Origin of the sequence: Mesorhizobium sp. M0001 (assembly GCF_040324255.1) — a bacterium.
Taxonomy (GTDB): domain Bacteria; phylum Pseudomonadota; class Alphaproteobacteria; order Rhizobiales; family Rhizobiaceae; genus Mesorhizobium.
In genome coordinates this window covers 393777-419065 of record NZ_JAMYVS010000001.1, presented here as the reverse complement: position 1 = coordinate 419065, position 25289 = coordinate 393777, and the positions used below count along the sequence as shown (strand labels likewise).

The following is a 25289-nucleotide window of genomic DNA, read 5'->3' as shown; positions in this document are numbered from 1 at the left end:
ATCCCGAAGCCTTGGCCTGGGCGGCAGCCGGTGCTAGCCAAGACAGGGGGAGAACTGTCCTTGGCGTCCAGCATCCATGACCTTGCGCGTCACCTGAACATTTCGATCGGCACCGTGTCGCGGGCGCTGAACGGCCGCGCCGACGTCAATGCCGACACCCGCCAGCGCGTGCTCGCCGCCGCCAAGCAATTGAACTATTCGCCCAACCAGTCCGGCCGCAGTCTGCGGCAAGGCACCACCCATTCGATCGCCTTCATGCTGCAGCCGCATCCGGGCGACCAGCAATATGGCGAACCGTTCTTCATCCCGTTCCTGATCGGTCTGCAGGGCCGACTTGCCGAGGATGACCTGGATCTGATGGTCGTCATGGGCGAGCCCGGCCAATATCAGCAGGAGAGGCTGCGCCGCGTGGTTGAGACGCGCCGGGCCGACGCGGTCGTGTTGGCCAATACACGGCGGGAAGACGATCGAATCGACTATCTCAGCAAGGCCGGCTTTCCCTTCGCCACGCTTGGCCGAAGTCAATCCGGCGACGACACCTATCCTTCGCTCGATATAGATTTCGAGAGGGCGGGTGATGAAGCCGTCGACCGGCTGGTCGCGCGCGGCCACCGCCGCATTGCCGCCATCCGCCCTTCGCTTGATCTCAACTTCGGCTACCTGTTCCTCGACGGCTACCGCAAGGCGCTGAAGCGGCATGGTATCGAAGTCGACCCCGGCCTGATCGCTGACGGCTTCATCAACGAGGCCGGAGGCTACCAGGTGACGCCGCGCGTGATGCTCTCCAAGGACCGGCCCACAGCCATCATCTTCAACAATGACGCAATGGCGCTCGGCGGCTGCAAAGCACTGGCCGAGATGGGCATCAGGCCCGGCCACGACATCGCGGTGATCGTCATCGTCGACACGCCGCTCTGCCGTTATTTCTCGCCGGCGCTGACCGCCTTCCGTCCGTCGCTGGAGCCGATGGGCCGGCGGCTGGCCGAAATGTTGCTGGCCTCGCTTCCCGCCTTTGCCGGCCCGGAAGGTCCGCGCATCATCCGCGAAGTCTGGCCGCTGGAGCTGATCGCGCGCGACAGCGATTGATAGTGCGTCTCTCCCTTCTCCCACAAGGGAGAAGGAAGAGGCCCGCTCTGTCACGCAAGTATCATGTTCGCGTCCTAGACCGCTTTGCGAGAGGGCGACATCGTCGATGCGATGCGGTGGCCCCTTTGCGCCGCTCAAGGCTTGTCACAAAGAGGATCTCCATGAAAATCTCGCACCGAACCGTGTCGCTCGGCGCCGCGCTGGCGCTGTTTACCGCCCTGACCCCTGCCCTTGCCGACAGCACAGCCACCGTTGGTGGCTTCGTCAACAAGGGCCTGGTCGGCGTCGGCCGCATCCCGGCCGATCAGAAGGACAAGTTCGGCGAGACCTTCGGCTCCGGCTCCGGCATGTCCATCGACGCCGCAAGCTGGACCCGTGGCGCGGACGGCTACAAGGGCTCGCTCTGGTTGCTGCCGGACCGTGGCTACAATGTCGTCGGCACCACCGATTACCGGCCGCGCCTCAACACTATTCGCATCGAGTTCACGCCGGTAGCACTAGGCGCCACGCCCACCTCCGGCCAGGAACAGACAGGCGTCAAGGCGACGCTTGCCGATTCCCTGCTCCTCACCGACGACAAGGGCGCTGACGCCACCGGCCTCGATCCGCTCAACGGCGTGCGCGCGGCCAATGGCGACCTGCCGATCCTGCCCGAGGCCAATGGCAAGCTGGCGCTCGACAATGAGGCGATCGCGCGGCTGCCCGACGGCACCATGTTCATCTCTGACGAATACGGCCCCAACATCTACCGCTTCTCGGCCGACGGCCATCTGTTGTCGGCAACGCAGCCGCCCGCCGCTTTGGTGCCGATGCGCAAGGGCGCGCCGAACTTCGCCTCCGACAATCCGGGCCCCGGTGCAGCCGAACCCGATCCGAAGGATCCCGAAACCGGCCGCCAGAACAATCAAGGCCTCGAAGGCATGGCGCTGACGCCGGACGGCAAGTCGCTGATCACTGTGCTGCAGTCGGCGCCCCGCCAGGATGGCGGCGATTCGCCCGCGACGCGCCAGAACACCCGCGCGCTGGTCTACGACGCCTCCGACCCGGCCCATCTCAAGCTGGTGCATGAATATGCCGTGCCGCTGCCGGTGTTCAAGGACGCCAAGGACAAGACCAAGGTCGCCGCGCAGAGCGAAATCGTGGCGCTGTCCGACAAGACCTTCCTGATGCTGGCGCGCGACAGCGGAAACGGCCAGGGGGTGAAGGGCGATACTTCGCTGCTGCGCCAGATTTTCGTCGTCGACGTCTCTGGCGCCACCGACATTGCCGGCGGCGCCTTCGATGCCGCCGACAAGCCGCTGGCGCCCAAGGGCGTGCTCGACCCCTCGGTGACGCCGGCCAAGCTGACGCCGTTCATCGACATCAACGACAACAAGGAACTCGGCCGTTTCGGCCTGCATGACGGCAAGCCCAACGACAAGAACAATCTGTCGGAGAAGTGGGAAGCAATGTCGGTGGTCAGCGTGCTCGATCCGGCGCTGCCCGACGACTATTTCCTGTTCGTCGGCAACGATAACGACTTTCTCACCGAGGACGGTTTTCAGGTCGGCGCGCCCTACAAGGCCGAAGACGGCGCCGATGTCGATACCATGTTCCTGGTCTATCAGGTCACGCTTCCGGGCCTCGCCAAGAAGTAGCCGTATACGGAGAGGCGGACGCGCCCGGCGCGTCCGCCTCTAACCGTTTGTCGGCGATCAGCGATGCCGTGAAGGCACCTATTTCAAAATCTCCGCATCCCTTGGCACGCCGGCATCGATCGGCTCGGCGGTCCGGCTCGACACAGCCATGATCTTGCCCGCGGCCGACAGGTTCGGGCGCACATAGACCTGGGCTACGCCGTTGACCCGGCTGTAGAGGTCGATGATGTCCTGGTTCATGAAGCGCACGCAGCCCGACGACGCGTTCTTGCCGATGGAATCCCATTCCGGCGTGCCGTGCAGCCGGTACATCGTGTCCTTGCCGTCGCGGAACAGATAGAGCGCGCGCGCGCCGAGCGGGCTCTGCGGTCCGGGCGGCATGCCGTCCTTGTATTTCGCCAGTTCCGGCCGGCGCTGGATCATTTCCGGCGGCGGCGTCCACACCGGCCATTTCTTGCGCGCCTGGATCACGGCGCTGCCGGTCCAGCCAAACCCGGCCTTGCCGAGGCTTACGCCATAGCGCATTGCCTTGCCGCCATCGCGCACCAGATAGAGAAAATGCTCGGATGTATCGACGACGATCGTGCCGGGTTTTTCGCCGGTCGGATCGTCCACGATCTGGCGCACGAACTTCGGATCGAGCTTGGCCACGGGGATTGCCGGCAATGAAAAGCCCTCATCGACGCGCGCCGAATACATGGTGGCGGCATCGCCCAGAGCCGGTTCGGGCGCCGGAGCGGGCGTTGGCGGCACCACGACGTCGGTCGTGGTGCAGGCTGAAAGCGCCATGGAAGCGGCACCCAAAGCGGATATTCCAAGAAACGCGCGCCGGTTCAGGCGCTCGGAAAAAAGCGGATTGTCGGACATGATCCCCCCAGCTTATTCATCATATCCAACAGGATATGCGACCCCACGCGGCGACGACCCATATCCCATTCCGAATGTTTTGAGAACTGATTAGCGTGAAGCCGCCAGGTGGCATGTTCCAATGCCGCATCGACCTTGTCCGTTAAATCGGCGATCATTGCCGGGCGGACTTTGAGATGAACCTTCGCCGAACAGCCCATGGACGAAAAAATACTACCGCGCCGGCGCACCGGCGATCTCACCAGCGGCCCAATCCCTCGCACGCTGCTGTTGTTCGCGCTTCCGGTGCTCGGTTCCAATGTGCTGCAGTCGCTCAACGGTTCGATCAACGCCGTCTGGGTCGGCCGCTTCCTCGGTGAATCGGCGCTGACGGCGACCTCAAACGCCAATCTGGTGCTGTTCCTGATTCTTGGCACCGTGTTCGGCATCGGCATGGCCGCCACCATCCTGGTGGCGCAATCGGTCGGCGCCCGCGACCTGCCCGAGGCGCGGCGCATCGTCGGCACCAGCGCCAGCTTCTTCTTCCTCGTCTCGGCTATCTTCGCCGTCTGCGGCTGGATCTGGGTCGACGCCATCCTCAACACACTGGGCACCCCGCCCGATGCGCTGCCGCTGGCGCGCTCCTATCTGCGCATCATCTTCGTCGCCGTGCCGATGATGAATCTTCTGTCCTTCGTCATGACGGTGCTGCGCGGTGCGGGTGATTCGCGCACGCCATTCTTCTTCATGGCGCTCGCCGTCGTGCTCGACATCATCCTCAATCCGCTGCTCATTCGCGGAATCGGCCCCTTCCCCGAGCTCGGCATCGCCGGCTCCGCCACCTCGACGCTGATCGGCCAGACGGTGAGCGTGATCGCCATCCTCGTCGTGCTTTATGCCAGAAAGCATCCGTTGCGGCTCGCCGGCGCGAACCTCGCTCTGCTGCGGCCGGATCCGGCGCTGCTCAGGATCGTCGTCTTCAAGGGCGTGCCGATGGGCCTGCAGATGATCGTCATTTCGGCGGCGGCGCTGACCGTGATGGGCATCGTCAACTCCTACGGCTCGCAGGTCGCCGCCGCCTATGGCATCGCGGCGCAGCTGTGGACCTATATCCAGATGCCTGCACTGGCGATCGGCGCCGCAGTCTCGTCGATGGCGGCCCAGAATGTCGGCGCAGGGCGGTGGGACCGCATCGGTCGGATCGCGGCGTCCGGCGTCGGCTTCAACCTGGTGCTCACCGGCGCCCTGGTGGCGCTGCTGTTCTTCTTCGACAGGCCGGTACTCGGCCTGTTCCTTAGCGGGGACAGCACCGCAATCGACATTGCAGCCCACATCAACAAGGTGGCGTCCTGGTCGTTCATCCTGTTCGGCGTCACCATCGTGCTGTTCGCGACCGTGCGCGCCACCGGTGCCGTGATGCCGCCGCTGATCATTCTGGTGATTTCCGTGATGGTCGTGCGTACCGGCTTTGCCTACTTCTTCAGGAGCTACATCGGCGAGGAAGCGCTGTGGTGGAGTTTTCCGGCGGGATCGATCACCTCGCTGGTGCTGGCCGCCGCCTATTATCGCTTCGGCCGCTGGCGCACCATGCACATGATCGAGGACCGGCCGGCCGCCGGCGAGCCGCCCGACACCGGCCTCGGCATCCCGCGCGGACGGGCAAACATGGCGCCCGGGACGCCAAGCGGGTGAGGCTCAGCGCGCGTATTTGACGCCGAACCCCAGCGCTACGACAGAGAACAGCGTGATCATACCGGCGAAGGCCAGGCTTGCCGTCGTCGGAGTGGCCCAACTCGACAGCAGCCCAATGCCGATCACCGGCAGCGCATTGCCGCAGAAGCAGCAGATGAAGAACGCCGACACCAATTCGGCGCGACGCTCGGCAGGTGCGATCTGGCTCACCACCTGCAGGCCGCCGCGATAGCCGAGCGCCGCCGCCACGCCGCACACAGCGGTGGCGGCAACCATCAGGGACATCGACGCGAAAAACTGAGCAGCAACCATCAGCCCTACGGCCGGGATCATCAGCGCCAGCGCGGCCAGCATGCCGGCGCGACTGGACAGTCGGGTCGTGGCCAGAATGGTCGCGGCCGCAACGATCGACAGTTCAAAGAACAGCCCGCCAGCCTCGGCATGGTTGGCCACATGCAGCTGCTGCGCCAGGATGCTCGGCGCCAGGGCTGCATAGAAGCCGACCAGCGCCATGGCGCCGAAGCCGGTGACGGCCGGCGCCACGAAAGCGGCGCGGATATCAGCGGGCACCGACAGCCGCGGCCGCAGCGAAACATCGGCCAGCCTTCCCGGCCGCGAAACGGTTTCCCTGGTGCGCCAGATCAACAGCGTCACCACCACGAGCAAGGCAAGATAGACCGCAAACGTTAGTCTCAACGGCCAGGGCGCATATTCGGCGAGCAGGCCCGATGCCAGCGCGCCGAGGCCAAGGCCAACGAAGTTGGTGCTGGTGGCGATGATTGCCGCGCGCGATTTGTCCTTACCCTCGATCAACTCGGCAAGCCAGGCCGTGCCGGTTCCCGCGCCGACGCCGATGCCAAGGCCGCTCAATATGCGGGCGACATCGAGCCATGCGACATTCTCGGCCAGCAGGAACACCACCGCGCTGACCACCGCTATGGCCATCGACGCCAGCGCCGCAGGACGGCGGCCAATGCCGTCGGACAAGCGCCCGAACATCAGCAATGCGCCGAGATTGCCGACGACATAGACGGCGTAGACCAGCGTCAGCGTGATCTGCGAGAAACCGAAGGCCTGCTTGTAGATGACGTAAAGCGGCGTCAGCACCGTGCTGCCGGCGAACAGCGCGGCGATCATGGCGGCAACCGCGGCCATCGCGGGCCGGCCATCGAGTCCGTTGTCGCGCGTCGTGGTCTCGGCATAGCTGGTCATGGCAACCTCCGGCCAATCGCCCAACGCCCAATTGCGCCCCAACGTCCATGTAAGGATGGCCGTTCCACGCGCCGAACTTCATCCTGACAACCTTGTCAGGATGGTCTTGCCCGAAGTCCTCGCTTAACGTCTTTCCATCGAGAGGGAGAATCCATGGGAAAAGGTAGAGTCGAGGCATTCACCGATGGGGTGGTCGCCATCATCATCACCATCATGGTGCTGGAGCTGAAAGTGCCGCATGGCCAGGATTTTTCAGCGCTTCTGCCGCTGTGGCCGATCTTTTTCAGCTATGTCTTGTCGTTCATCAATGTCGGCATCTACTGGAACAATCTGCACAACATGTTCCACACCGTCCAAAGGGTCGACGGCCGCGTGCTGTGGGCCAACCTCAACCTTCTGTTCTGGTTGTCGCTGATGCCGGCAACGACGGCCTTCATGGGCGAGAACCATTTCGCGCCCGTCCCCGTCGCGGTCTATGGCATCGACCTGGTGCTGTGCGCGGTCGCCTACACCTTTCTCGCCACCAAGCTGCACCATTTGCACGGCAACGACACCGCCTTCGCCAAGGCGCTGGGCAATGACCGCAAGGGCAAGATCTCGGTGGCCCTCTACGCCGCAGCCGTCCCGCTTGCCTTCGTCAACCAATGGATCGGCGTTGCGATCTTCGTGCTGGTGGCCGCCGTCTGGTTCGTGCCGGACACGCGTTTTTCGCGGGTGCTGGAAAAGTAGCGTAGGACGTCTCTACTTGCGCATCGCCTTCAGCTTTTCGGCAACCGACGCCGCAAGGTCGGCATAGCGCTCCTCCAGCCGCTCGGCCGCCTTGATGATCGAAAAATCATGGCCGAATTTTTCCAGCGCCATGCGCAATTTCTCGACGAACTCGGCCTGTTTTTCGAGTGCCGAAAACAAGGTCTTCACCTGCGCTTCGCTTATGTCCGGATTGGCAAGCATCTGCGGCACCTCGCGGCCCATCTGGTCGCCGGTGGCGGTCTGCTCCTTCAGGATCGCAACCCAGTCGGTCAATCGGCAGTCTCCCTGTTCGGCCGCAGCATGCACGGCCGCCGTTGATGCGGTCAACCCGAACACGCGGGACGGCCTTGCACGATGCGCGTCCCGCGCTAAGTTCGGCGCCACCCGAACCCTAGGAAAAAGATCATGACCTCCGACGCCGAAATCCAATCCGCTTTGCCCGCCCTCAGCCGAGGCAACGTCGCCATCGTCACCGGGGGCGCCAGCGGCATCGGGCTTGCCGCCGCCAAAAGGCTGGCGGCTATGGGCATGAGACTGGTGCTGGCCGACATTGGCGGCGCGCGCCTCGATGCGGCCCGCCAGGCAGTCGCCGCGATCACCGGCGAGAATGCCGCGCTTGCCGTCGCCACCGACGTGTCGAAGGCCGACGAACTCGGCCGGCTGGCGGAAAAGACGCATGCCGCTTTCGGCGCCGTATCGCTCCTGATGAACAATGCCGGCGTCGGCAACAATCCGGGAAAACCGTGGGAGAACGGCGACGCCTGGAAGCGGCTGATCGACATCAATTTCTGGGGCGTCGTACATGGCGTCGAGGCCTTTGCGCCGGCCATGCTGGCCTCCGGAGAGCCGGGCCTGATCATCAACACCGGCTCCAAGCAAGGCATCACCACGCCACCCGGCAATCTCGCCTACAACGTCTCCAAATCGGCATTGAAGACTTTCACCGAAGGCCTGGCGCACGCATTGCGCAACGAGCCGGGCGCGAAGGTCGCGGCGCATCTTCTCATTCCCGGCTTCACCTTCACCGGCCTCACCGAAGGAGCGGTCGAAAAACCCGCTGGCGCCTGGACCGGCGAGCAGGTGGTCGACTTCATGCTGGCTTCGCTGGCGCGCGGGGACTTCTACATCCTCTGCCCCGACAATGAGGTGATGCGGCCGACCGATGAAAAGCGCATGGCCTGGGCGATCGGCGACATCATCGAGAACCGGCCTGCTCTCTCGCGCTGGCACCCCGACCATAAGGACGCTTTCGCGGCCTTTATGGGAAACTGATCGTCGAACTCAGCCACAGCCGAGACTCAGGCGGGCGCGCGTTTTTTCGCGGTGCGCTTTTGCGCGACGGCCTTCTTGCCCGCCAGTTCGGCGAGCTCGTGGTCATGGCGTTTTGCCGCCCGCTCGCATTTGTCTCTGATCTCCTCGACCTCGGATTCGGTCAGGTGCTCGATGCCGATGAAATGATTGTGGCCCTCGCTGACGCGGATCAGTTCGTCGAGCTTGGCCTGAACCGCGGCGCCGTCGCGGTTCTGGGTGTTCTGGATCAGGAACACCATCAGGAAGGTGATGATCGTCGTTCCCGTGTTGATGACGAGCTGCCACGTATCGGAAAAGCCGAAGAATGGCCCGCTTACCGCCCAGACGATAACGATGGCGCAGCAGGCGATGAAAGTCGGCGGCAGGCCCGCCAAGTGCGAAACGGTGTTGGCGATTCTGGTAAACAGCTTTTCGATCATTCACATCCTCGACCGTTCTAAGCGCGACGAGCTGACCAAGGCCGCATTCATCGCTCCAACAATAAACAACCGGCAGCCGCTTCCGGTTCCCTGTCGCAGAGGGCATCGCTGATGCAATTGTATGCACGCCAAAGGCGCAGCGCCGTGAAAAGCCGCCTTATCGGTTTGTTGCCATTAGTCACCATGCAGGCAAAAAACCTGTTCCTTCCGCTTCACGCGGATTTGTCTCCAAGCCCCTTCCGCTGGGCCACCCCCGCATGGCGGAAGGGGTTCGTTGCGTTGCCGCAGACCAGCGGAACTCCTCCCGACACGTGCCGTTCAGAATTTTGGCGCCAGGATTTCGGCCAGCCAGTCGATGAAACCGCGCACGCGCGGCGAGCTCTCAGGAATGCTCTTGCTCCCAGCGATGGAGAAAATCCTCAATCGGCAAGGCCTGCATGTCGGGAACCGCTTTGGCGAGTTTCTCCGGCGGCCAGTCCCACCAGGCGAGGCTTTCGATCCGCGCCGCGATCTCGGAGGGAAAGCGCATGCGCAACGGCTTCGCCGGTACGCCGGCGACGATTGTGTAGGCCGGTACATTCCGCGTCACCACCGCATTGGCGCCGACGATGGCGCCATTGCCGATGCTGATGCCGGGCATGATGACGGCGCCATGGCCGATCCAGACATCGTTGCCGATGCTGACCGCCTTGGCCTGCCGCCGCGCGCGGAACGCCGCGTCGACGCCCAGCCAGCGGAAATACTCGTTCGGCCGGTAGCTGAGCTTGTGCTGCGTGATCCGCTCGATCGGATGCTCCAGCGCATTGATGCGGCTGTTGGCGGCGATCGAGCAGAATTTTCCGATCGTCGTGTAAATCGCCTCGGCGTGGCGCTCGAAATAGGAGAAATCGCCGACATTGACCTCGCGCAGCACCACCCGTTCGCCGATCGAGGCATAGCGGCCAAGCTTGCACGCTTTCAGCTCCGCGGTCGGATGGATGCGCGGCTCGGGATCTTTCAGGACGAGGTTTTCGGTACGGTCCATCTGGCGGATTTACCCCCGCGCAATTGCGGAAGCAATTGTCGCGTCGCGATTGGTCCCGCAAGCGGGCCAATCGTCCGTCAGAGCAATTGCGCTGACACAGGATCCGCTATTTCGGCTTGCCGCCGGTCCACACCACGTTCTGGCCGAACAGCGGCACGGTCGTCACCGACATTTTCGCCGAGCCGTTCTGCACCTGGCGCGAATGCGAGAGATAGATCAGCGTCTCGTTCTTCTTGTCGTAGATGCGGTTCACCACCTGCTTCTTCCAGATCAGGCTGATGCCTTGCTTGAACACCTCTTCGCCGCCTTCGCTCATGTCGATGTCGCCGATGGTGATCGGCCCGGTCTGGCGGCAGGAGATCGAGGAATCAGACGGATCCTCGAACCAGTTGCCCTTGTGCAGCCGGTCGATGACGCTGCGGTCGAAATAGGAGACATGGCAGGTCACGCCGTCGATCTTGGGGTCCTTGATCGCCTCGACGATGATGTCGTTGCCGACCCAATCGACGCCGACCTTGCCGACCTCCTCTGCCGCGGCGGCACCGGCGCCAAGGGCAATGCATGCGGCCAGCGCGCCGCCGATCAGTTTCTGCCCAATCCGTCTCTGCCCAGTCCGTCTTTGCAAGGGAGCCTCCTCAGGTTCGGTTTGCCGCTCTCAGGTGGGATAAGGGCCAGCTGTTTGCAAGGTAGCGTCCAGCCCGGTTGCGGCAACGCGGCATCTTTGCCTTGCTCCCTGCGACCGGCTAAGACTGCTCGCCAACAGGAGCGCCGATCCGGCGCTCGATTTCTGCGACGGACACTTCCTGATGATGCGTTCAATTCTGGTCGGCATTCTGGTTCTGATGGCGGCGGGCATCGGCTGGCTCACCTTTGACTTCTATCGCGGCCATTATGGTGGCGAGCCGTATGGTGCGCCATTCACGCTGGTCGACCAGAAAGGCGCGCCAATCACCGAAGCCGCCTTCAGGGGAAAACCCAGCATCGTCTTCTTCGGCTTCACCCATTGCCCGGAAGTCTGCCCGACCACTTTGTTCGAAATGGCCGGCTGGCTGAAGGCGCTGGGCGACGACGGCAAGAACCTCAACGCCTACTTCGTTACCGTCGATCCAGAGCGCGACACGCCGCCGGTGATGAACACTTACGTCAGCAATTTCTCCGACCGCATCGTCGGCATATCGGGCGATCCCGACAAGGTGCACGCCATGGCGAAGTCCTTCAACATCTACTGGAAGAAGGTCGACACCGGCGACGGCGATTACACGATGGACCACACCGCCTCCGCGCTGCTGCTCAACGCCAAGGGCGAGTTTTCGGGCACCATAGCCTATGGCGAAAGCGCCGATACCGCGATCGCCAAGCTGAAGCGGCTGGCGGCAGGCTAGGCATGATCCCGAAATGTGGAATCCGGTTTTCTCGGACAGAAAAGTGTTGTCCAGAGATCATGCTCAAGCAAGAGAACAGCTGATGGGTCAGACCAGGCTCCACTTCATCGCTGGGAAGATCGAGGCCGACCGCATCTTTGCCGCGCTCGAACCGGCTTTCGAGGATGAAGGCCTGCCGATCGCCGTGCTCGAAGTCGATGAAGACCGCGACATCTACGAGGTTTCGCTCTACACCGACGGCAATGTCGACGCGGTTGAGGCGCGGCTAAGGGACAGCCTTGCCGGACTGTCCCTGTCGAAGCCGATCGAGCGCGAGGTTCTGCCCGACATCGACTGGGTGGCGCGCTCGCTGGAGGGACTGAAACCGGTGCGCGCCGGACGTTTCTTCGTCCATGGCGCGCATGACCGCCGGAAGCGCCACAGCGGCGAACTCGCCATCGAGATCGAGGCCGGCCTTGCCTTCGGCACCGGCCATCACGGGACCACTGCCGGCTGCCTCGAAATGCTGGAACGGGTCGTGCGCCGCGAACGTCCCAGGAATGCCCTCGACCTCGGCACCGGCAGCGCGGTGCTGGCGATCGCCGTCGCCAAACTGGCGCATATTCCGGTGCTGGCGACCGACATCGATCCGATCGCCGTCAGGGTCGCCGCCGCCAACGCCCGCCTCAACCACGTCAAGGCACTGGTCGAAACGGTGACGGCGCCCGGCTTCCACCACCCGATCTTCGGCAAGCGCGCGCCTTTCGACCTCATCGTCGCCAACATATTGGCGCGGCCGCTGATGCGGCTGGCGCCTGAGATGGCGAGGCACATCAGCCTCGGCGGCTCGATCGTGCTGTCCGGCATCCTCGAGCGCCAGTGCAATGCGGTGATCTCGGCCTATGTCGGCCAGAATTTCCGCCATGTCAGAACCTTGCACCGCGAAGGCTGGGTGACGATCCACCTCAAGCACTGAGACGCAACGCGCTTTGGACAATCCGAGCCTGTTGCGATTGGCGAAAATCGATTCCGGTTTTCCGGGTCATGCGCTACGGTCGCGCCCGATACAGGAGGCATACCATGTTCCAGACCTTCGATTCCGCAGGCGACCCCAGCGTCGGCAAGCCGCGCGTGACGTTGCTACGGCGATGGCTGGCGGATAATGGCCTCGACGGTTTCCTTGTGCCGCGCGCGGACGAGCACCAGGGCGAGTATGTCGCCGATCGCTCGGCGCGGCTGAAATGGTTGACCGGCTTCAGCGGCTCGGCCGGCGTAGCACTTGTGCAGCGTGACCGCGCCTTCATGTTCGTCGATGGCCGCTATACCTTGCAAGTGCGCCACGAAGTCGATCTCGACATTTTTGCAAACGAGAGCCTGGTCGACAACCCGCCGGCCTCCTGGATCAAGGACAATCTCGGCAAGGGCGCCAGGCTTGGCTTCGACCCCTGGCTGCACACGATCGCTGAGGTCAAGGCGCTGAAAACCTCGGCCGAGCAATCCGGCGCGACGCTGGTGCCGCTCGACAGGAACCCGATCGACATCATCTGGAAGGATCAGCCGGCGCCGCCCGTGGCGCCGGTCGAAATCCACCCGATCGGCTTTGCCGGGGAACTCGCCAAGGACAAGCTGGCGCGGCTGGCGGCGGTAATCGGCAAGGAGGGCGCGTCACACGCCGTGCTCACCGACCCCTCCTCGATCGCCTGGGCCTTCAACATCCGTGGCGGCGACGTGCCGCACACCCCGCTGGCGCTCGGCTTTGCGATCCTTGCAGCAGATGGCAAGCACCAGCTGTTCATGGACCAGCGCAAGTTTTCGCGCACGGTTGCCGCCTATCTCACCCAACTCGCCGATCTGTACGAGCCCGGCGAATTCGAGGCGGCGGTCGCAGCCCTTGCCAAGGGCGGCGCCAAGATCGCGCTCGATCCGGTACTGGCGGCGGAAAAGCTGAGAATGCTGGTCGAGGACAATGGCGGCACATTTGTTTCAGCAGCCGATCCCGCCCGCATTCCGCGCGCCACCAAGAACCAGGCGGAAATCGCCGGCAGCCGCGCCGCGCACCGCCGAGACGGGGCGGCGGTGGCGAAACTGCTGTGCTGGCTGGAACGGCAGAAGCCGGGCACGCTCGACGAAATAACCGTTGTCACCAAGCTGGAGGAGGTGCGCCGGCAGACCGGCGAGGAAACGCAGATGCCGCTGCGCGACGTCTCCTTCGACACCATTTCCGGCAGCGGCCCGAACGGCGCCATCATGCACTACCGCGTCTCGCGCGCCACCAACCGCGAGCTGGCAAACGGCGAGCTGTTCCTGCTCGATTCCGGTGCCCAGTATCAGGATGGCACCACCGACATCACCCGCACCGTGCCGATCGGCCAGCCGACCGAGGAGATGCGCGAGCGCTTCACGCTGGTGTTGAAGGGCATGATCGGCATTTCCACGCTGCGCTTTCCCGCCGGCACGCGCGGCTCGGAGATCGACGCGGTGGCGCGCATGGCGCTGTGGAAGCATGGCTGCGACTTTGCCCACGGCACCGGCCACGGCGTCGGCTCCTATCTGGCCGTGCATGAAGGGCCGCAGCGCATCGCCCGCACCGGCACCGAAAAGCTGATGGCCGGCATGATGCTGTCCAACGAGCCCGGCTATTACAAGGAAGGCTCCTACGGCATCCGCATCGAGAACCTGATCCTGGTGACACCGGCTGAACAGGTGGAGGGCGGCGACATCGCCATGCACGGTTTCGAGACGCTGACGCTGGCGCCGATCGATATCAGGCTGATCCGCACCGACCTGTTGACGCGCGAGGAGTTGCACTGGCTGGATATTTACCATGCCTGGGTGCTGGCCGAGATCGGCCCGATGCTCGACGGCGAGACGCTGGCCTGGCTGGAGAAGGCGACGGCACCACTGCCGCATGATGCCAAGATCTGAAATGAGCTTCTTTCTCCCCGTCACTATACGGGGAGGTGAGGAGCGGTCCGCGAAGCGGACGAAAAGCCAATTGCTTGGCTTTTCGAGTGACGAACGCCCGGCAGGGCAATGAGCGGCGGCGCCGACAGTTCGAAACTGTTCCGCGCGCAGGCGCCCTATGCCACAAACTGCCGGGCGAGGATCAGCACCACCGCCCCGGCCAGAAACATCGCCATCAGGCCGCCGCGCAGCGAGACCACAGCGGCGACGACCAGTGCCGCCCATTCCGCCGGTCCGGCGCTGAGTGCGGCGGGCGCCACCAGCGTCGTCAGCACCGCCGCCGGCACTGCGTTCAAGCCGGCCTCGACGCGTGGATGGATGTGGTCGAAACGCGAGATCACCAGATGGCCGCCGACGCGGGTGAGATAGGTGGCGAGCGCGCCGGCAATGATGATCCACAAAGTCGCGCTCATCGTTTTGCCTCCACGCCGCTATGGTGCGGCGGCAGGATGACGGCCAGAAGCACGCCGGCAGCGGCGCCGACGGAGACGTGCCAGGGCGATCCCACAGTTTGGTAGGCAATGATCGACGCGGCGGCGCTGGCGATCACCACCGGCAGCCAGAGCGGCCGCTTGCGAAAGCCCATGACCAGCCCGAGGAAATAGATCGGCAGCAGGAAATCGATGCCGAGCGCATGCGTGTCGGGGATCAGCTTGCCGAAAACCGCGCCCAGCGCGCTTTCGATCCCCCAGAACACATACACCGGCAGGCCAAGGCCCATATACCAGGCAAAGCCAACGGTCTCGCCGGCTTCGGCCTTGCGCTCCGCCACCGCGAACTGCGGATCGGTGAGCACGAAATAGCCCAGCGCTTGGCTGATAACCGGCCAGTGCGCGATTCGCCGGCCGATGCTGGCGGAGTAAAGCACGTGACGGAAGTTTACCGCGAAGATCGACAGCACGATCAGCCATGGCGCGACATGCTGGCCGAACAATTCGATGCCGACCATCTGGCTGGCGCCGCCGAAGATCAGCGCGCTCATCAAGAAAGCTTCGAGAACGGAAAAGCCGTTGTCGACGGCGATGGCGCCGAACAGCAGCCCAAATGGCGCCGCGGCGACAACCACCGGCATCGACAGCCGCACGCCGTCCCAGAAGTCGCTGGCCACGGAATTTTCGCTTAAGGTCTCTGCCGACATGTCACATTCCCATTTCGCGCTGCTATGTAGGAGCCGGCGTTTGAAAAGTCAGACGAATTCGCTTGAGCCAACAAATCAGCGAAACTGATGTTGTAAAAACAAATGAGGGGGTTCGGATGATCGCTTATGACTTCACCGGCAGGCACGCGGTCGTCACCGGCGCCGGTGGCGGTATGGGCGAGGCGATCTCGCTGGCGCTGCTCGATGCCGGCGCCTCGGTCACCGCCATCGACGTCAAGCCGCGTCCGGCGTCGCTTGCCGCCTATGACGACCGGCTCACCTTTGCCCAGGGCGACCTCACCGACGCCGCCTTCGTCGAGCAGACCATCAATGCCGCGGGCCGCGAGCGCGGCGGCATCGATTATCTCGCCAATGTCGCAGGCGTGCTCTGGTTCGGTCGCGACAAATCGGCCCTCGAGATGGACCTCGATGTCTGGGATCAGGTCTTCAACATCAATCTGAAATCCTTCGTCCACACCGCGCGGGCGGTGGTTCCGCATATGCGGGCCGGCGGACGCGGCGGCGCCATGGTGCACTTCTCCACCATCCAGTGGTATCGCGGCGATCCGACCCCGCAGGATGCCTACCAGGCATCGAAGGCCGGCGTCTGTGCGCTGTCGAAGTCGCTCGCCATGCAGTTGGCGGGCGATGGCATCCGCTCCAATTCGATCTGCCCGGGAATGGCGTTGACGCCGCTGCAGGCGCGCTGGGACACCGAGGAGAAACGCGCGGCCGTTGCCAATTATGCGCCGCTCGGCCGCATCGGCACGCCGCAGGACATGGCCAATGCCGCGCTGTTCCTGCTTTCCGACGCGGCAAGCTACATCACCGGCATCGAACTGGCAGTCGACGGCGGTCTTTTGATGCGGATGTAGCCGTGCAGTGCGCCGGGCTGATTTAGCTCCGCGGTGCCGTGCCCTGGATCGCCCTGCCCCAGTCAAGCAGCGGCTTGGCGCGCAAGGCGAAATCGACAAGCTCGTCGACCAGCGTCGGCGCGTGAATTCCAGCCGGATCGATCATGTGCTGGACATAGAAGTGCCGGTTGCGGATGGCGTCGACAAGATCGGGTTCGTTGACCTGCTCGAAGCCGCGCGGCGTGCGCTTCATGCGGCCCTCGGTTTCAAGTTCGAAGCCGTTTTTCTTCAGCGTTGAGAGCAGTTTTCGGAAGTCGGCCGGCCGGGCGATGATCGCCTTGCGCATCGCCAGCAGCAGGGACGGCTCCGGATTCCACCAGGCGACATCGGCAAAGCAGCGGTCGATCCCGACATAGACGAAGAACACGCCCTGCTCCATCTTGGTGCCGTCCGGCGACAGCATGGCCGACAAATGCTGGTTGTAGGGCCGCTTGTCCTTGGCGAAGCGCACGTCGCGGTTGATGCGAAACAGTGACTTCTTGCGGTCTCCGCGCAAGCCCAGACCCGCCGCCGCGAAGCGCTCGGTCAGCGTCTCGACCAGATCGCAGAACGGCTCATGCAACTCGCTGTCGTAAAGCGCGCGGTTTTCCTGGAACCATTCGCGGCTCTGGTGGAAGTCGAGCGCCTTGAGGAACGGTATGGCCTTTTGCCCGAACCCTTTGAACGAACCGGCCATCACGCCTTGCCGACCCGTTGCAGCCAGGTGTCCTCGTCGATGACTTCGACGCCGAGTTCGCTGGCCTGCTTCAGTTTGGAGCCGGCGCCCGGCCCGGCCACCAGCAGATCGGTCTTCGCCGACACCGAACCCGCCACCTTGGCGCCGAGCCGTTCGGCCATCGCCTTGGCTTCGGAGCGTGTCATCTTTTCCAGCGTGCCGGTGAAGACGATGGTCTTGCCGGCAACCTCGCTGTCGGTCGACACGGTGACGACATACGGCTTCGGCTTGACCTGTTCGAGCAGTCTGTCGAGCACGTCGTCATTGCGTTCATTGCCGAAGAAATCGCGCAACGCATCGATCACTGTATCGCCAATGCCGTTGATGGAGGGGAAGACGCTGTGCGGATCCTCAGCCGCCGCCGTTTCCTTGCCGACGCGGATCAACTCCTCGATGGTCGAAAACGTCCGGGCAAGCACGGCCGCCGTCGTTTCGCCGATATGGCGGATGCCGAGTGCGAAGATGAAGCGGTCGAGCTCCGGCTCGCGGCGCGAATCGATGGCCGCGAACAGCTTGTCGAGACCTTCATAATTGCGGTCCTCGACACCGCGCACATTCTTGCGCGCCTTGCCCGATGCCGCCTCGCGCAGCCGCGCCTGCTCCTCGCGCCGCTCGGCCAGCGCCCTGGTGACGGCCGGGCGGCGATCCCTGAGGGTGAAGATATCGGCGGCGGTCTTGACCAGTCCCGAATTGAAGAACAGGTCGATATTCTCGGCGCCCAGCCCCTCGATGTCGAGCGCGCCGCGCGACACGAAATGACGCAGCCGCTCCACGGCCTGCGCGGCGCAGATCAGCTCGCCGGTGCAGCGCCGGCGCGAATCCTCCTTGCCGGTCTTCTCGTTGATTTCGCGCGTCGCCGGCGAGCCGCAGACCGGACAAATGTGCGGGAATTCGTAAGGCACCGCATCAGCCGGCCGCTTGTCGACGACCACGCTGACGATCTGCGGAATGACATCGCCCGCCCGTTGTATGACAACCGTGTCACCGATGCGGACATCGATGCCGTCGCGAATCGGCAGGCCGTAGCTGTCGAAGCCCTTGATGTAGTCCTCATTGTGCAGTGTGACGTTTTCGACCACCACGCCGCCAACCGTGACCGGCGCCAGCCGCGCCACCGGCGCCAGCGTACCGGTACGGCCGACCTGGATGTCGATCTTCTGCACCGTCGTCATCGCCTGTTCGGCCGGGAATTTATGCGCAACCGCCCAGCGCGGCTCGCCGGTGACAAAGCCCCAGCGACGCTGCAATTCCAGCTGGTCGACCTTGTAGACGACACCGTCGATGTCGTAGCCGAGCGACGAACGCAGCTCCTCGATCTTGTGGTAGTGCGCGATCAGCTCCTCGACCGACTTCGCCCGCACCATCAATGGGCTGACCTTGAACCCCCACTCGGCGAATTTCTGCACCGAATCATATTGGGTCGGCGCCGGATCCGCTGTCGTGTAGCCCCAGGCATAAGCAAAAAATTTAAGATTGCGGCTGGCGGTGACGGACGCATCCTTCTGTCGCAAGGAGCCCGCTGCCGTGTTGCGCGGATTGACATAGTCCTGGCCGCCCACCGCCGCCGAGCGGGCCTTCAGTGCCTCGAATTCCGCATAGGTCATGTAGACTTCGCCGCGGATCTCGATGGTCTCGGGCCAGCCCGATCCTTTCAGCTTGGCGGGGATGTCGGCGATGGTCCTGAGATTGGCGGTGATGTCTTCGCCGACAGCGCCGTCGCCGCGGGTAGCACCCTGCACGAACACACCGCGTTCATAGCGCAGCGACGCCGACAGGCCGTCGATCTTCGGCTCGGCCGTAAACGCGATGTCGAGATCCTTGTCGCGGTCGAAGAAGCGCCGGCCACGCTCGATGAAATCGGTGACGTCCTCGTCGGTATAGGCCTTGGCGAGGCTGAGCATCGGCACCGCATGGCGCACCTTGGCAAAGCCTTCCGCCGGCGCGGCGCCGACCCGCAGCGAGGGCGAATCCTCGCGCACCAGACCGGGAAAGCGCTCCTCGATGGCAAGATTGCGCCGCCGCAGCGCGTCATATTCCGCGTCCGTAATCGTCGGCGCGTCCTCGGCATGATAGCGCCTGTCATGACCGGCGATCTCCTCGGCCAGCCGCTGGAGCTCATCCGCGGCTTCGCTTTCGCTCAACGATTCGACTGGTTTTTCAGACATGCAGCGGTCCCTGGACAGTGGCGCGACACCATAAATCAGGATTTCGGAAAAAGCATTCCTGAACAGCGGGATGGAGCCATATCCTGACTCAGTCCGAAAGCCTTGCGACGACTACGCTGCAGCAATATTCTCGCGTAGCAGCCGTTCGGCGGCTGCGCGCGCCTCTTCGGTGATGGTGGCGCCGGCCAGCATGCGCGCAATCTCTTCCTGGCGCGCCGCCCGGTCCATCTCGGCAATGCCGGTGGCGACCCTGTCGGTGCCACCGGATTTGGAAATCAGGAAATGCGTTGCCGCGCGCGCCGCCACTTGCGGAGCATGCGTGACCGACAGCACCTGCACGCGCTTCGACAGCCTGGCCAGCCTTTGGCCGATCGCATCGGCCACGGCGCCGCCGACGCCGGTGTCGATCTCGTCGAAGACCAATGTCGGCGCCGAGCCACGGTCGGCCAGCGCCACCTTGAGCGCCAGCAGGAAGCGCGACAGCTCGCCGCCGGAAGCGACCTTCATCATCGGGCCGGGCCTGGTACCGGGATTGGTGCGCACCCAGAACTCGACCTGGTCGATGCCCTCTTCCGTGCGGTTTTCGCCATCGCTGGTCAGCCCGACGATGAACTCGGCCCGTTCCAGCTTCAGCGCTGGCAGCTCGGCCATGACAGCCTTGGTCAGCCCGACCGCCGCGGCATGGCGAAGCGAGGACAGCTGGGCTGCGGAGATATCGTAGGCCTCGCGCGCCGCCGCGGCCTGCTTTTCCAGGACATGCAGGCGCCCCTCGCCGGCATCGAGATCGGCAAGGTCGGCCAACATGGTGTCGCGCAGTTGCGCCAGATCGTCGACAGCGACACTGTGCTTGCGTGACGCCGCGCGCAACGAAAACAGCCGCTCTTCCGCCTTCTCCAGCCGCTGCGGGTCGTATTCGGTGGCGCGCAATGCCGCCTCGACGCCCGATTGCGCGGCATCCAGCGACAGCATCGCCTCATCCAGCGACTTCACCACATCCTCGAGCAGTCCCGGCGCTTCGCTGGCCTTGCGCTGCAGGCGCCTCAGCAGGCTGGCCAGTTGCGGCAGCGGCGAGGACGGGCCTGACAGCACATCCTGTGCATCGTGTATTTCCGAGGCGATCTTTTCCGCCCGCATCATCGTTGCACGCAATTCCGCCAGCTGTGTCTCTTCGCCGGGCTGCGGATCGAGCTTTGCCAGTTCCGCCACCGAGGCCCTGAGATAATCGGCCTCGCGCGCCGCTGCCTCGACCTTGGCGCGGTGCCTGGCAAACTCCTGCTCGGCGCCGCGCCAGTAGCGCCACGCCTCGCCGGTCGCGCGGGCGGCGCCGAGATGGCCGCCAAAACTGTCCAGCAATTCGCGATGCGCGCCTGGATCGACCAGGGCGCGCTCGTCATGCTGGCCGTGGATCTCGACCAGCGCGTGGCCTATGTCGCGCATCAGCGTGACGCTGGACGGCTGGTCGTTGACGAAGACACGGGTACGGCCATCCGCGGTCTGCAGCCGGCGCAGGATGATGTCGCCGTCATCCTCGATGGCGTTTTCGGCCAGCAGCGCGCGCACCGGGTGGTTGCGCGGCACATCGAAGACGGCAATGACCTGGCCCTGGGCAGCACCGTGCCGCACCAGCGAGGCGTCGCCGCGGGCGCCAAGCGCCAGCGACAGCGCGTCGAGAAGGATGGATTTGCCGGCGCCGGTTTCACCGGTCAGCACAGAAAGGCCGGGCTGGAAGTCGATATCCAGCTTCTCGATCAGGACGATATCGCGGATCGACAGTCTGGAAAGCATCAGAACCTGGACCTCAAGCAATTCCAGGAAAAGTGCGTAGCGGTTTTCCGTCCGGAATTGCGTAGAACAAAAAGTTAGGACGGTTCAGCGCCTCAATCAAACCACTGAACCGCTGTGAAGCGGCATGCGACCGATGGAGTCGCAGCGCCGCACTATCTTTTTGTTTGAGCGTCGGATCAATCCGAAAAGCGCGTTCCGCCTCAGTCGATGCTCGGGCGTCAGGCGCCGGTGATCAGCTTGCCGGCCTTGGATATCCACGATCCGGCATTCTCGCGCGGCTCAAGCCCGTTGCTCTGCAACAGCTTGTAGGTATCCTTGTACCATTGGCTGTCGGGATAATTGGTGCCGAGCACAGCAGCGGCGGTTTGCGCTTCCGAGGTCAAGCCCATGGCGTAATAGCTTTCGGCCAGACGCGCCAGCGCCTCTTCGACATGGCGGGTGTTGGAATAGTTCTCGACAACGTTGCGGAAGCGCTTGACGGCAGCAATGTATTCGCGCCGCTCGAGATAATAGCGGCCGATCTGCATCTCTTTGCCGGCCAGCTGGTCGTTGGCGAAACGGATCTTTTCCTTGGCGTCGTCGACATATTCCGACGTCGGCCAGCGCGTCACCAGATCCTGCATCGTCTGCACGGTCTGGCGTGCTTCCTTCTGATCCTGGGTGACGTCCTTGATCTGCTTGTAGTAGCTCAGCCCGATAATATACTGGGCGTAAGCCGCGTCGTCGGTCGACGGATAGAGCGTGAGATAGCGCTTGGCCGAGCCGATCGCTTCGTCATAACGGCCGGCGCGATAGTCGGCGAAGGCGCCCATCACCATCGATTTGCGGGCGAATTCCGAATAGGGGTGCTGGCGGTCGACGGCGTCGAACTTCTTGCTCGCCTCATCCAGGCGGCCGGCATTGAGATTGGCAAGGCCTTGATTGTAAAGGACGTCGGCCGGTTCGGTCTGGTCGACATAGGTCGACAGGTCGACGTCTTTCTCGGACGACATGCAGGCCGAGAGGAAGAGCGATGGCACAACCACCGAAAGCGCCAGGAAAACAGCCCGATACGGCGCTTTCGATTGACCAACTCGCTTGAAGAACATGATTGGATTGCGCCCTTTCGGCGTTAGTTCAATGCCTTTCGCATGGCGTTCCCTCAAAACTGATCCCCACTTTTGAGCGACATGCGCCTAACAGACGGCAGCAGCCATAAACCATAACTGCCTTGCCCAGCAACGCTATGTCTAGCCAATCGCACATTTTTGTGGCGGCTTGGTGTTGCCCCGAATGCTACGCACTTTCACTGGCCGGTGATGCTTTCGTGCAACACCGGCCAGCGTTCAGAGAGCCAGAAAATCGTTAAGAATCAGATCACCCAGGGCGCAAAGACAGGGCCGGTGACGGCGCTCATCTCGGCGGTGCGGCCGCGCTCGCGGCGCGTGGTCTCGACGACCTCGAAGGCCGAACGGTCGGACAGAAGCCGCCGCAAAGCAGCCGCATTCATCCGGTGACCGCCGCGATAGGAGCGGAAGCAACCGATGAAACGGGCGCCGGCCAGCGCCAGATCGCCCATCGCGTCCATCGTCTTGTGGCGAGCGAACTCATTGGGGTAGCGCAGGCCGCCCATGTTGATCACCCGGTTGTCGTCGCCGATCACCAGCGAGTTCTCCAGCGAGGAGCCCAGCGCATAGCCGGCCGCCCACAGCCGCTCGACATCCTTCATGAAGCCGAAGGTGCGGGCGCGCGCGATATCCTGGCGAAAGATGTCGGGGTTGATGTCGGAGGCGAATAGCTGGCGGCCGATCGCCGGGCTTTCGAAATCGATCTCGACCTCGAAGCGCGTGCCGCTATAGGGCCTGAACTCGGCCCAGGACGCGCCATTCTCGATGCGGACGGGCTTGACCACCCTGATGTAGCGGCGCTTGACCGCCAGCGTCTCGATGCCGGCCTGGTCGATGGCTTCCACGAACGCCACCGCACTGCCATCGAGGATCGGAACCTCATGACCGTCGATCTCGATGACGATGTTGTCGATGCCGAGCCCGAAAAGCGTCGCCATCAGATGTTCGACGGTGGCGATATGCTCGCCTGCCGGATCGCCGAGCATGGTGCAGAGATCGGTCGCGCCGACTTCAGCAACCAGCGCGCGGAACTCGCGGCTCTCGCTTCCGTTCGAAAGGTGGAAGAGCACGCCGGTGTCGGCGTCCGCAGGGAGGAAATTGACGGTGACCGGTTTGCCGCTGTGAACGCCGGTACCGGTCAGCGTTGCACGCGATTTCAGTGTCGTCTGATAGTCTTGCAAGACAAACCCCATAGCCCAAACGCCTAAGTCCGCTTTAACCCAAAAGGCGCGGCTCTTTTTTATCGGCAGGCAGGGCCACTTCCCCGAATCCCAGCACACCGAAAGTGCTGCGGCAAAGATAATGGTCCGTCAGGGAGACTCCAAATCACGGTTTCTTACTCTGTGTAACCGCGACAGACCTTGAGCGTCACATCGTAACGCCTTGTTATTAAACCCCTTTAAACGTTAACAGGCAGACAATCTCTCGTCTGCCTGTTAACAAGTGTTACATACCGTTAACGGCTCAGTTGGCCTGGCGGCGCAGGAAAGCCGGTATCTCCAGCTGGTCGTCTTCCTGGGTCGACCTGGTCTGCGGCGTCAACCGGCCCTGATCGTCGAGCTGGCCGCGGCGCGGCGCGTAAAGCTGCGGATCCTGGCTGGCAAGGCGGCGCATTTCCGGCGCCGCCTGGCGCAGTTTCGGTTCGCGCGGCTGTGCCGGCTGCAACCGGGCCGGCTCTTCTTCGCGGCGCGTCAGTCCGTTGGTCAGCCGCTTGAGCAGCCCCATCGGCCCGCTGTTTTCATGGTCGGCCGGACGGCCCTTGGCTTCCACCTCGGCCCGCACCACCGGCGGAAAATCCTCCACCCGCGGCATGCGCTGCGGTGCGGCAGCCACCGGCTGCGGCATTTCCCGCAGCGGCGCCGGTTGCATCACCTGCTGCACGACAGGCTGCGGCTGGGCAGGCGGGGCCTGGAAGATCTTGCTCTGCGGGCGGAAATCTTCCGCCTGGGCCATCGGCGCCGGACGAGCCATTGCCGCCGCATTGGCCTCGGCAAGCTGGATCGCCTCGGCCACCGGATCGGCCGCGCGCTGCTCATAGGTCTGCTGCTGGACCGGTGCCGGACGGCCTTCCGCCCCCGAAGCCGCTGGGCGGCTGACCGGCTTCTGCTGCGGCGGCACGGCCCGGATCGAGATCGGCGCCGCGGCAATTTCAGCTGCCGATTTGTCGATGCCGGTGGCGACCACCGAGACGCGGATGACGCCTTCGAGTTCCTCGTCGAAGGTGGCGCCGAGGATGATGTTGGCGTCCTGATCGACTTCCTCGCGGATGCGGGTCGCGGCCTCGTCGACTTCGAACAGGGTCAGGTCGCGGCCGCCGGTGATCGAGATCAGCAGGCCCTTGGCGCCCCTCATCGAGGTCTCGTCGAGCAACGGATTGGCGATCGCCGCCTCGGCGGCGGCCATCGCGCGGCCCTCGCCCGAAGCTTCGCCGGTGCCCATCATCGCCTTGCCCATTTCGCGCATCACCGAACGCACGTCGGCGAAGTCGAGATTGATCAGACCTTCCTTGACCATCAGGTCGGTGATGCAGGCAACACCGGAGTAGAGCACCTGGTCGGCCATGGCGAAGGCGTCGGCAAAGGTGGTCTTGTCATTGGCCAGCCGGAACAGGTTCTGGTTGGGGATGACGATCAGGGTATCGACACATTTCTGCAGCTCCTCGATGCCGAGATCCGCCGTCTTCATGCGGCGCTGGCCTTCGAAATGGAACGGCTTGGTGACGACGCCGACGGTGAGGATACCCCGTTCGCGCGCCGCGCGGGCAACCACGGGAGCCGCACCGGTTCCGGTGCCGCCACCCATACCGGCGGTGACGAAGCACATATGGGTGTTGGAGAGATGATCGATGATCTCATCGATGCACTCTTCCGCCGCCGCACGGCCCACTTCAGGCTGCGAGCCGGCGCCGAGCCCCTCGGTGACATGCGCGCCGAGCTGGATCAGCCGCTCGGCCTTCGACATGGTCAGCGCCTGTGCATCGGTGTTGGCCACGACGAACTCGACACCGCGCAAGCCCGCGGTGATCATGTTGTTGACGGCATTGCCGCCGCCGCCGCCGACACCGAATACGGTGATCCGCGGCTTGAGCTCGGTGATGTCCGGCTTTTGCAGATTGATCGTCATTGTCTCCGTCCTTTGCCTTTCCCGCCGCTTCGCCGCCGCGG

General features: G+C 63.8%; 23 protein-coding genes. 9 read left to right on the top strand and 14 right to left on the bottom strand.

Going from position 1 to position 25289, the window contains the following annotated elements; genetic code table 11:
- Positions 1-60 precede the first annotated feature (60 nt).
- Both NKK50_RS01945 and NKK50_RS01940 read left to right on the top strand, forming a co-directional pair.
- Positions 61-1086 (top strand): LacI family DNA-binding transcriptional regulator, encoded by a 1026-nt coding sequence (locus NKK50_RS01945; protein ID WP_023705534.1) that lies wholly within the window; start codon positions 61-63, stop codon positions 1084-1086.
- 161 nt (positions 1087-1247) lie between these two features.
- Positions 1248-2723 carry an esterase-like activity of phytase family protein gene (locus tag NKK50_RS01940; protein ID WP_352543049.1) on the top strand — a complete coding sequence of 492 codons (1476 nt, stop codon included), beginning with the start codon at positions 1248-1250 and terminating at the stop codon, positions 2721-2723.
- Positions 2724-2801: 78 nt separating this feature from the next.
- Here the strand turns inward: NKK50_RS01940 and NKK50_RS01935 are convergent, their stop codons facing one another.
- On the bottom strand, positions 2802-3590 hold the full coding sequence (locus NKK50_RS01935; protein ID WP_023668302.1) for a L,D-transpeptidase: 789 nt from the start codon (positions 3588-3590) through the stop codon (positions 2802-2804).
- A gap of 198 nt (positions 3591-3788) precedes the next feature.
- Here NKK50_RS01935 and NKK50_RS01930 point away from each other — a divergent pair, with 198 nt between their 5' ends.
- Positions 3789-5261: an MATE family efflux transporter gene (locus NKK50_RS01930; RefSeq protein ID WP_023739847.1), complete on the top strand. Its 1473-nt coding sequence runs from the start codon at positions 3789-3791 to the stop codon at positions 5259-5261.
- 3 nt (positions 5262-5264) lie between these two features.
- Here NKK50_RS01930 and NKK50_RS01925 read toward each other — a convergent pair whose 3' ends face one another.
- Complete coding sequence (locus tag NKK50_RS01925; RefSeq protein WP_352460243.1) at positions 5265-6473, bottom strand: MFS transporter; 1209 nt, start codon at positions 6471-6473, stop codon at positions 5265-5267.
- Between the two features lie 153 nt (positions 6474-6626).
- Between NKK50_RS01925 and NKK50_RS01920 the strand changes: the two genes are divergently transcribed.
- Positions 6627-7202, top strand: coding sequence for a TMEM175 family protein (locus tag NKK50_RS01920; RefSeq protein ID WP_023668299.1), 576 nt, complete (start codon positions 6627-6629; stop codon positions 7200-7202).
- Positions 7203-7214: 12 nt separating this feature from the next.
- On the opposite strand, the gene NKK50_RS01915 is transcribed toward NKK50_RS01920, so the two are convergent.
- The gene (locus tag NKK50_RS01915) at positions 7215-7496 is read right to left on the bottom strand and encodes a hypothetical protein (RefSeq protein WP_023668298.1); all 282 of its coding nucleotides are present in this window, start codon (positions 7494-7496) and stop codon (positions 7215-7217) included.
- 132 nt (positions 7497-7628) lie between these two features.
- Here NKK50_RS01915 and NKK50_RS01910 point away from each other — a divergent pair, with 132 nt between their 5' ends.
- On the top strand, positions 7629-8495 hold the full coding sequence (locus NKK50_RS01910; RefSeq protein WP_352499726.1) for an SDR family NAD(P)-dependent oxidoreductase: 867 nt from the start codon (positions 7629-7631) through the stop codon (positions 8493-8495).
- 26 nt (positions 8496-8521) lie between these two features.
- Here NKK50_RS01910 and NKK50_RS01905 read toward each other — a convergent pair whose 3' ends face one another.
- The 3 genes from NKK50_RS01905 to NKK50_RS01895 form a co-directional block, all read right to left on the bottom strand.
- On the bottom strand, positions 8522-8953 hold the full coding sequence (locus NKK50_RS01905; protein ID WP_023750938.1) for a low affinity iron permease family protein: 432 nt from the start codon (positions 8951-8953) through the stop codon (positions 8522-8524).
- A gap of 382 nt (positions 8954-9335) precedes the next feature.
- Positions 9336-9977 carry a DapH/DapD/GlmU-related protein gene (locus NKK50_RS01900; protein WP_023697007.1) on the bottom strand — a complete coding sequence of 214 codons (642 nt, stop codon included), beginning with the start codon at positions 9975-9977 and terminating at the stop codon, positions 9336-9338.
- Positions 9978-10083: 106 nt separating this feature from the next.
- A complete protein-coding gene (locus tag NKK50_RS01895; protein WP_352543048.1) occupies positions 10084-10602 on the bottom strand; it encodes a CreA family protein in 519 nt (172 codons plus the stop codon).
- Between the two features lie 181 nt (positions 10603-10783).
- On the opposite strand from NKK50_RS01895, the gene NKK50_RS01890 reads away from it, so the two are divergent.
- The 3 genes from NKK50_RS01890 to NKK50_RS01880 all read left to right on the top strand — a co-directional run bounded on the left by NKK50_RS01890 (position 10784) and on the right by NKK50_RS01880 (position 14263).
- Positions 10784-11359, top strand: coding sequence for an SCO family protein (locus NKK50_RS01890; RefSeq protein ID WP_023682124.1), 576 nt, complete (start codon positions 10784-10786; stop codon positions 11357-11359).
- 82 nt (positions 11360-11441) lie between these two features.
- The gene (locus NKK50_RS01885; protein ID WP_023682125.1) at positions 11442-12314 is read left to right on the top strand and encodes a 50S ribosomal protein L11 methyltransferase; all 873 of its coding nucleotides are present in this window, start codon (positions 11442-11444) and stop codon (positions 12312-12314) included.
- Positions 12315-12418: 104 nt separating this feature from the next.
- Positions 12419-14263 carry an aminopeptidase P family protein gene (locus NKK50_RS01880; RefSeq protein ID WP_023688043.1) on the top strand — a complete coding sequence of 615 codons (1845 nt, stop codon included), beginning with the start codon at positions 12419-12421 and terminating at the stop codon, positions 14261-14263.
- 155 nt (positions 14264-14418) lie between these two features.
- Here the strand turns inward: NKK50_RS01880 and NKK50_RS01875 are convergent, their stop codons facing one another.
- Both NKK50_RS01875 and NKK50_RS01870 read right to left on the bottom strand, forming a co-directional pair.
- A complete protein-coding gene (locus NKK50_RS01875) occupies positions 14419-14715 on the bottom strand; it encodes an AzlD family protein (RefSeq protein ID WP_023688042.1) in 297 nt (98 codons plus the stop codon).
- Entirely contained in the window at positions 14712-15440 is a 729-nt protein-coding gene (locus NKK50_RS01870; RefSeq protein ID WP_023688041.1) for an AzlC family ABC transporter permease, read from the bottom strand. The genes NKK50_RS01875 and NKK50_RS01870 overlap by 4 nt, the downstream gene beginning before the upstream one ends.
- A 116-nt stretch (positions 15441-15556) precedes the next feature.
- Here NKK50_RS01870 and NKK50_RS01865 point away from each other — a divergent pair, with 116 nt between their 5' ends.
- The gene (locus NKK50_RS01865) at positions 15557-16315 is read left to right on the top strand and encodes an SDR family NAD(P)-dependent oxidoreductase (protein ID WP_023682129.1); all 759 of its coding nucleotides are present in this window, start codon (positions 15557-15559) and stop codon (positions 16313-16315) included.
- A gap of 22 nt (positions 16316-16337) precedes the next feature.
- Here the strand turns inward: NKK50_RS01865 and NKK50_RS01860 are convergent, their stop codons facing one another.
- The 6 genes from NKK50_RS01860 to ftsZ form a co-directional block, all read right to left on the bottom strand.
- Positions 16338-17030: a DUF2461 domain-containing protein gene (locus NKK50_RS01860; RefSeq protein ID WP_352543047.1), complete on the bottom strand. Its 693-nt coding sequence runs from the start codon at positions 17028-17030 to the stop codon at positions 16338-16340.
- Positions 17030-19234, bottom strand: coding sequence for an NAD-dependent DNA ligase LigA (gene ligA, locus NKK50_RS01855; protein WP_023744607.1), 2205 nt, complete (start codon positions 19232-19234; stop codon positions 17030-17032). Before ligA ends, NKK50_RS01860 begins: the two co-directional genes overlap by 1 nt.
- Positions 19235-19345: 111 nt before the next feature.
- Positions 19346-21019 (bottom strand): DNA repair protein RecN, encoded by a 1674-nt coding sequence (gene recN / locus NKK50_RS01850; RefSeq protein WP_023833903.1) that lies wholly within the window; start codon positions 21017-21019, stop codon positions 19346-19348.
- 218 nt (positions 21020-21237) lie between these two features.
- Positions 21238-22107, bottom strand: a complete 870-nt coding sequence (locus NKK50_RS01845; RefSeq protein ID WP_023668284.1) for an outer membrane protein assembly factor BamD — start codon at positions 22105-22107, stop codon at positions 21238-21240.
- Positions 22108-22370: 263 nt separating this feature from the next.
- A complete protein-coding gene (gene lpxC / locus NKK50_RS01840; RefSeq protein ID WP_023668283.1) occupies positions 22371-23318 on the bottom strand; it encodes a UDP-3-O-acyl-N-acetylglucosamine deacetylase in 948 nt (315 codons plus the stop codon).
- Between the two features lie 271 nt (positions 23319-23589).
- Entirely contained in the window at positions 23590-25248 is a 1659-nt protein-coding gene (gene ftsZ / locus NKK50_RS01835) for a cell division protein FtsZ (RefSeq protein ID WP_023744605.1), read from the bottom strand.
- Positions 25249-25289 lie beyond the last annotated feature (41 nt).

Bases quoted from the DNA above. Each gene is read 5' to 3' on its own strand.
- NKK50_RS01875 (WP_023688042.1), bottom strand. From the start codon at position 14,715: ATGAGCGCGACTTTGTGGATCATCATTGCCGGCGCGCTCGCCACCTAT.
- NKK50_RS01905 (WP_023750938.1), bottom strand. From the start codon at position 8,953: ATGATCGAAAAGCTGTTTACCAGAATCGCCAACACCGTTTCGCACTTG.
- NKK50_RS01925 (WP_352460243.1), bottom strand. From the start codon at position 6,473: ATGACCAGCTATGCCGAGACCACGACGCGCGACAACGGACTCGATGGC.
- recN (WP_023833903.1), bottom strand. From the start codon at position 21,019: ATGCTTTCCAGACTGTCGATCCGCGATATCGTCCTGATCGAGAAGCTG.
- NKK50_RS01885 (WP_023682125.1), top strand. From the start codon at position 11,442: ATGGGTCAGACCAGGCTCCACTTCATCGCTGGGAAGATCGAGGCCGAC.
- NKK50_RS01860 (WP_352543047.1), bottom strand. From the start codon at position 17,030: ATGGCCGGTTCGTTCAAAGGGTTCGGGCAAAAGGCCATACCGTTCCTC.
- ftsZ (WP_023744605.1), bottom strand. From the start codon at position 25,248: ATGACGATCAATCTGCAAAAGCCGGACATCACCGAGCTCAAGCCGCGG.
- ligA (WP_023744607.1), bottom strand. From the start codon at position 19,234: ATGTCTGAAAAACCAGTCGAATCGTTGAGCGAAAGCGAAGCCGCGGAT.
- NKK50_RS01910 (WP_352499726.1), top strand. From the start codon at position 7,629: ATGACCTCCGACGCCGAAATCCAATCCGCTTTGCCCGCCCTCAGCCGA.
- NKK50_RS01900 (WP_023697007.1), bottom strand. From the start codon at position 9,977: ATGGACCGTACCGAAAACCTCGTCCTGAAAGATCCCGAGCCGCGCATC.
- NKK50_RS01940 (WP_352543049.1), top strand. From the start codon at position 1,248: ATGAAAATCTCGCACCGAACCGTGTCGCTCGGCGCCGCGCTGGCGCTG.
- NKK50_RS01880 (WP_023688043.1), top strand. From the start codon at position 12,419: ATGTTCCAGACCTTCGATTCCGCAGGCGACCCCAGCGTCGGCAAGCCG.
- NKK50_RS01930 (WP_023739847.1), top strand. From the start codon at position 3,789: ATGGACGAAAAAATACTACCGCGCCGGCGCACCGGCGATCTCACCAGC.
- NKK50_RS01890 (WP_023682124.1), top strand. From the start codon at position 10,784: ATGATGCGTTCAATTCTGGTCGGCATTCTGGTTCTGATGGCGGCGGGC.
- NKK50_RS01845 (WP_023668284.1), bottom strand. From the start codon at position 22,107: ATGTTCTTCAAGCGAGTTGGTCAATCGAAAGCGCCGTATCGGGCTGTT.
- NKK50_RS01920 (WP_023668299.1), top strand. From the start codon at position 6,627: ATGGGAAAAGGTAGAGTCGAGGCATTCACCGATGGGGTGGTCGCCATC.
- lpxC (WP_023668283.1), bottom strand. From the start codon at position 23,318: ATGGGGTTTGTCTTGCAAGACTATCAGACGACACTGAAATCGCGTGCA.
- NKK50_RS01870 (WP_023688041.1), bottom strand. From the start codon at position 15,440: ATGTCGGCAGAGACCTTAAGCGAAAATTCCGTGGCCAGCGACTTCTGG.
- NKK50_RS01935 (WP_023668302.1), bottom strand. From the start codon at position 3,590: ATGTCCGACAATCCGCTTTTTTCCGAGCGCCTGAACCGGCGCGCGTTT.
- NKK50_RS01865 (WP_023682129.1), top strand. From the start codon at position 15,557: ATGATCGCTTATGACTTCACCGGCAGGCACGCGGTCGTCACCGGCGCC.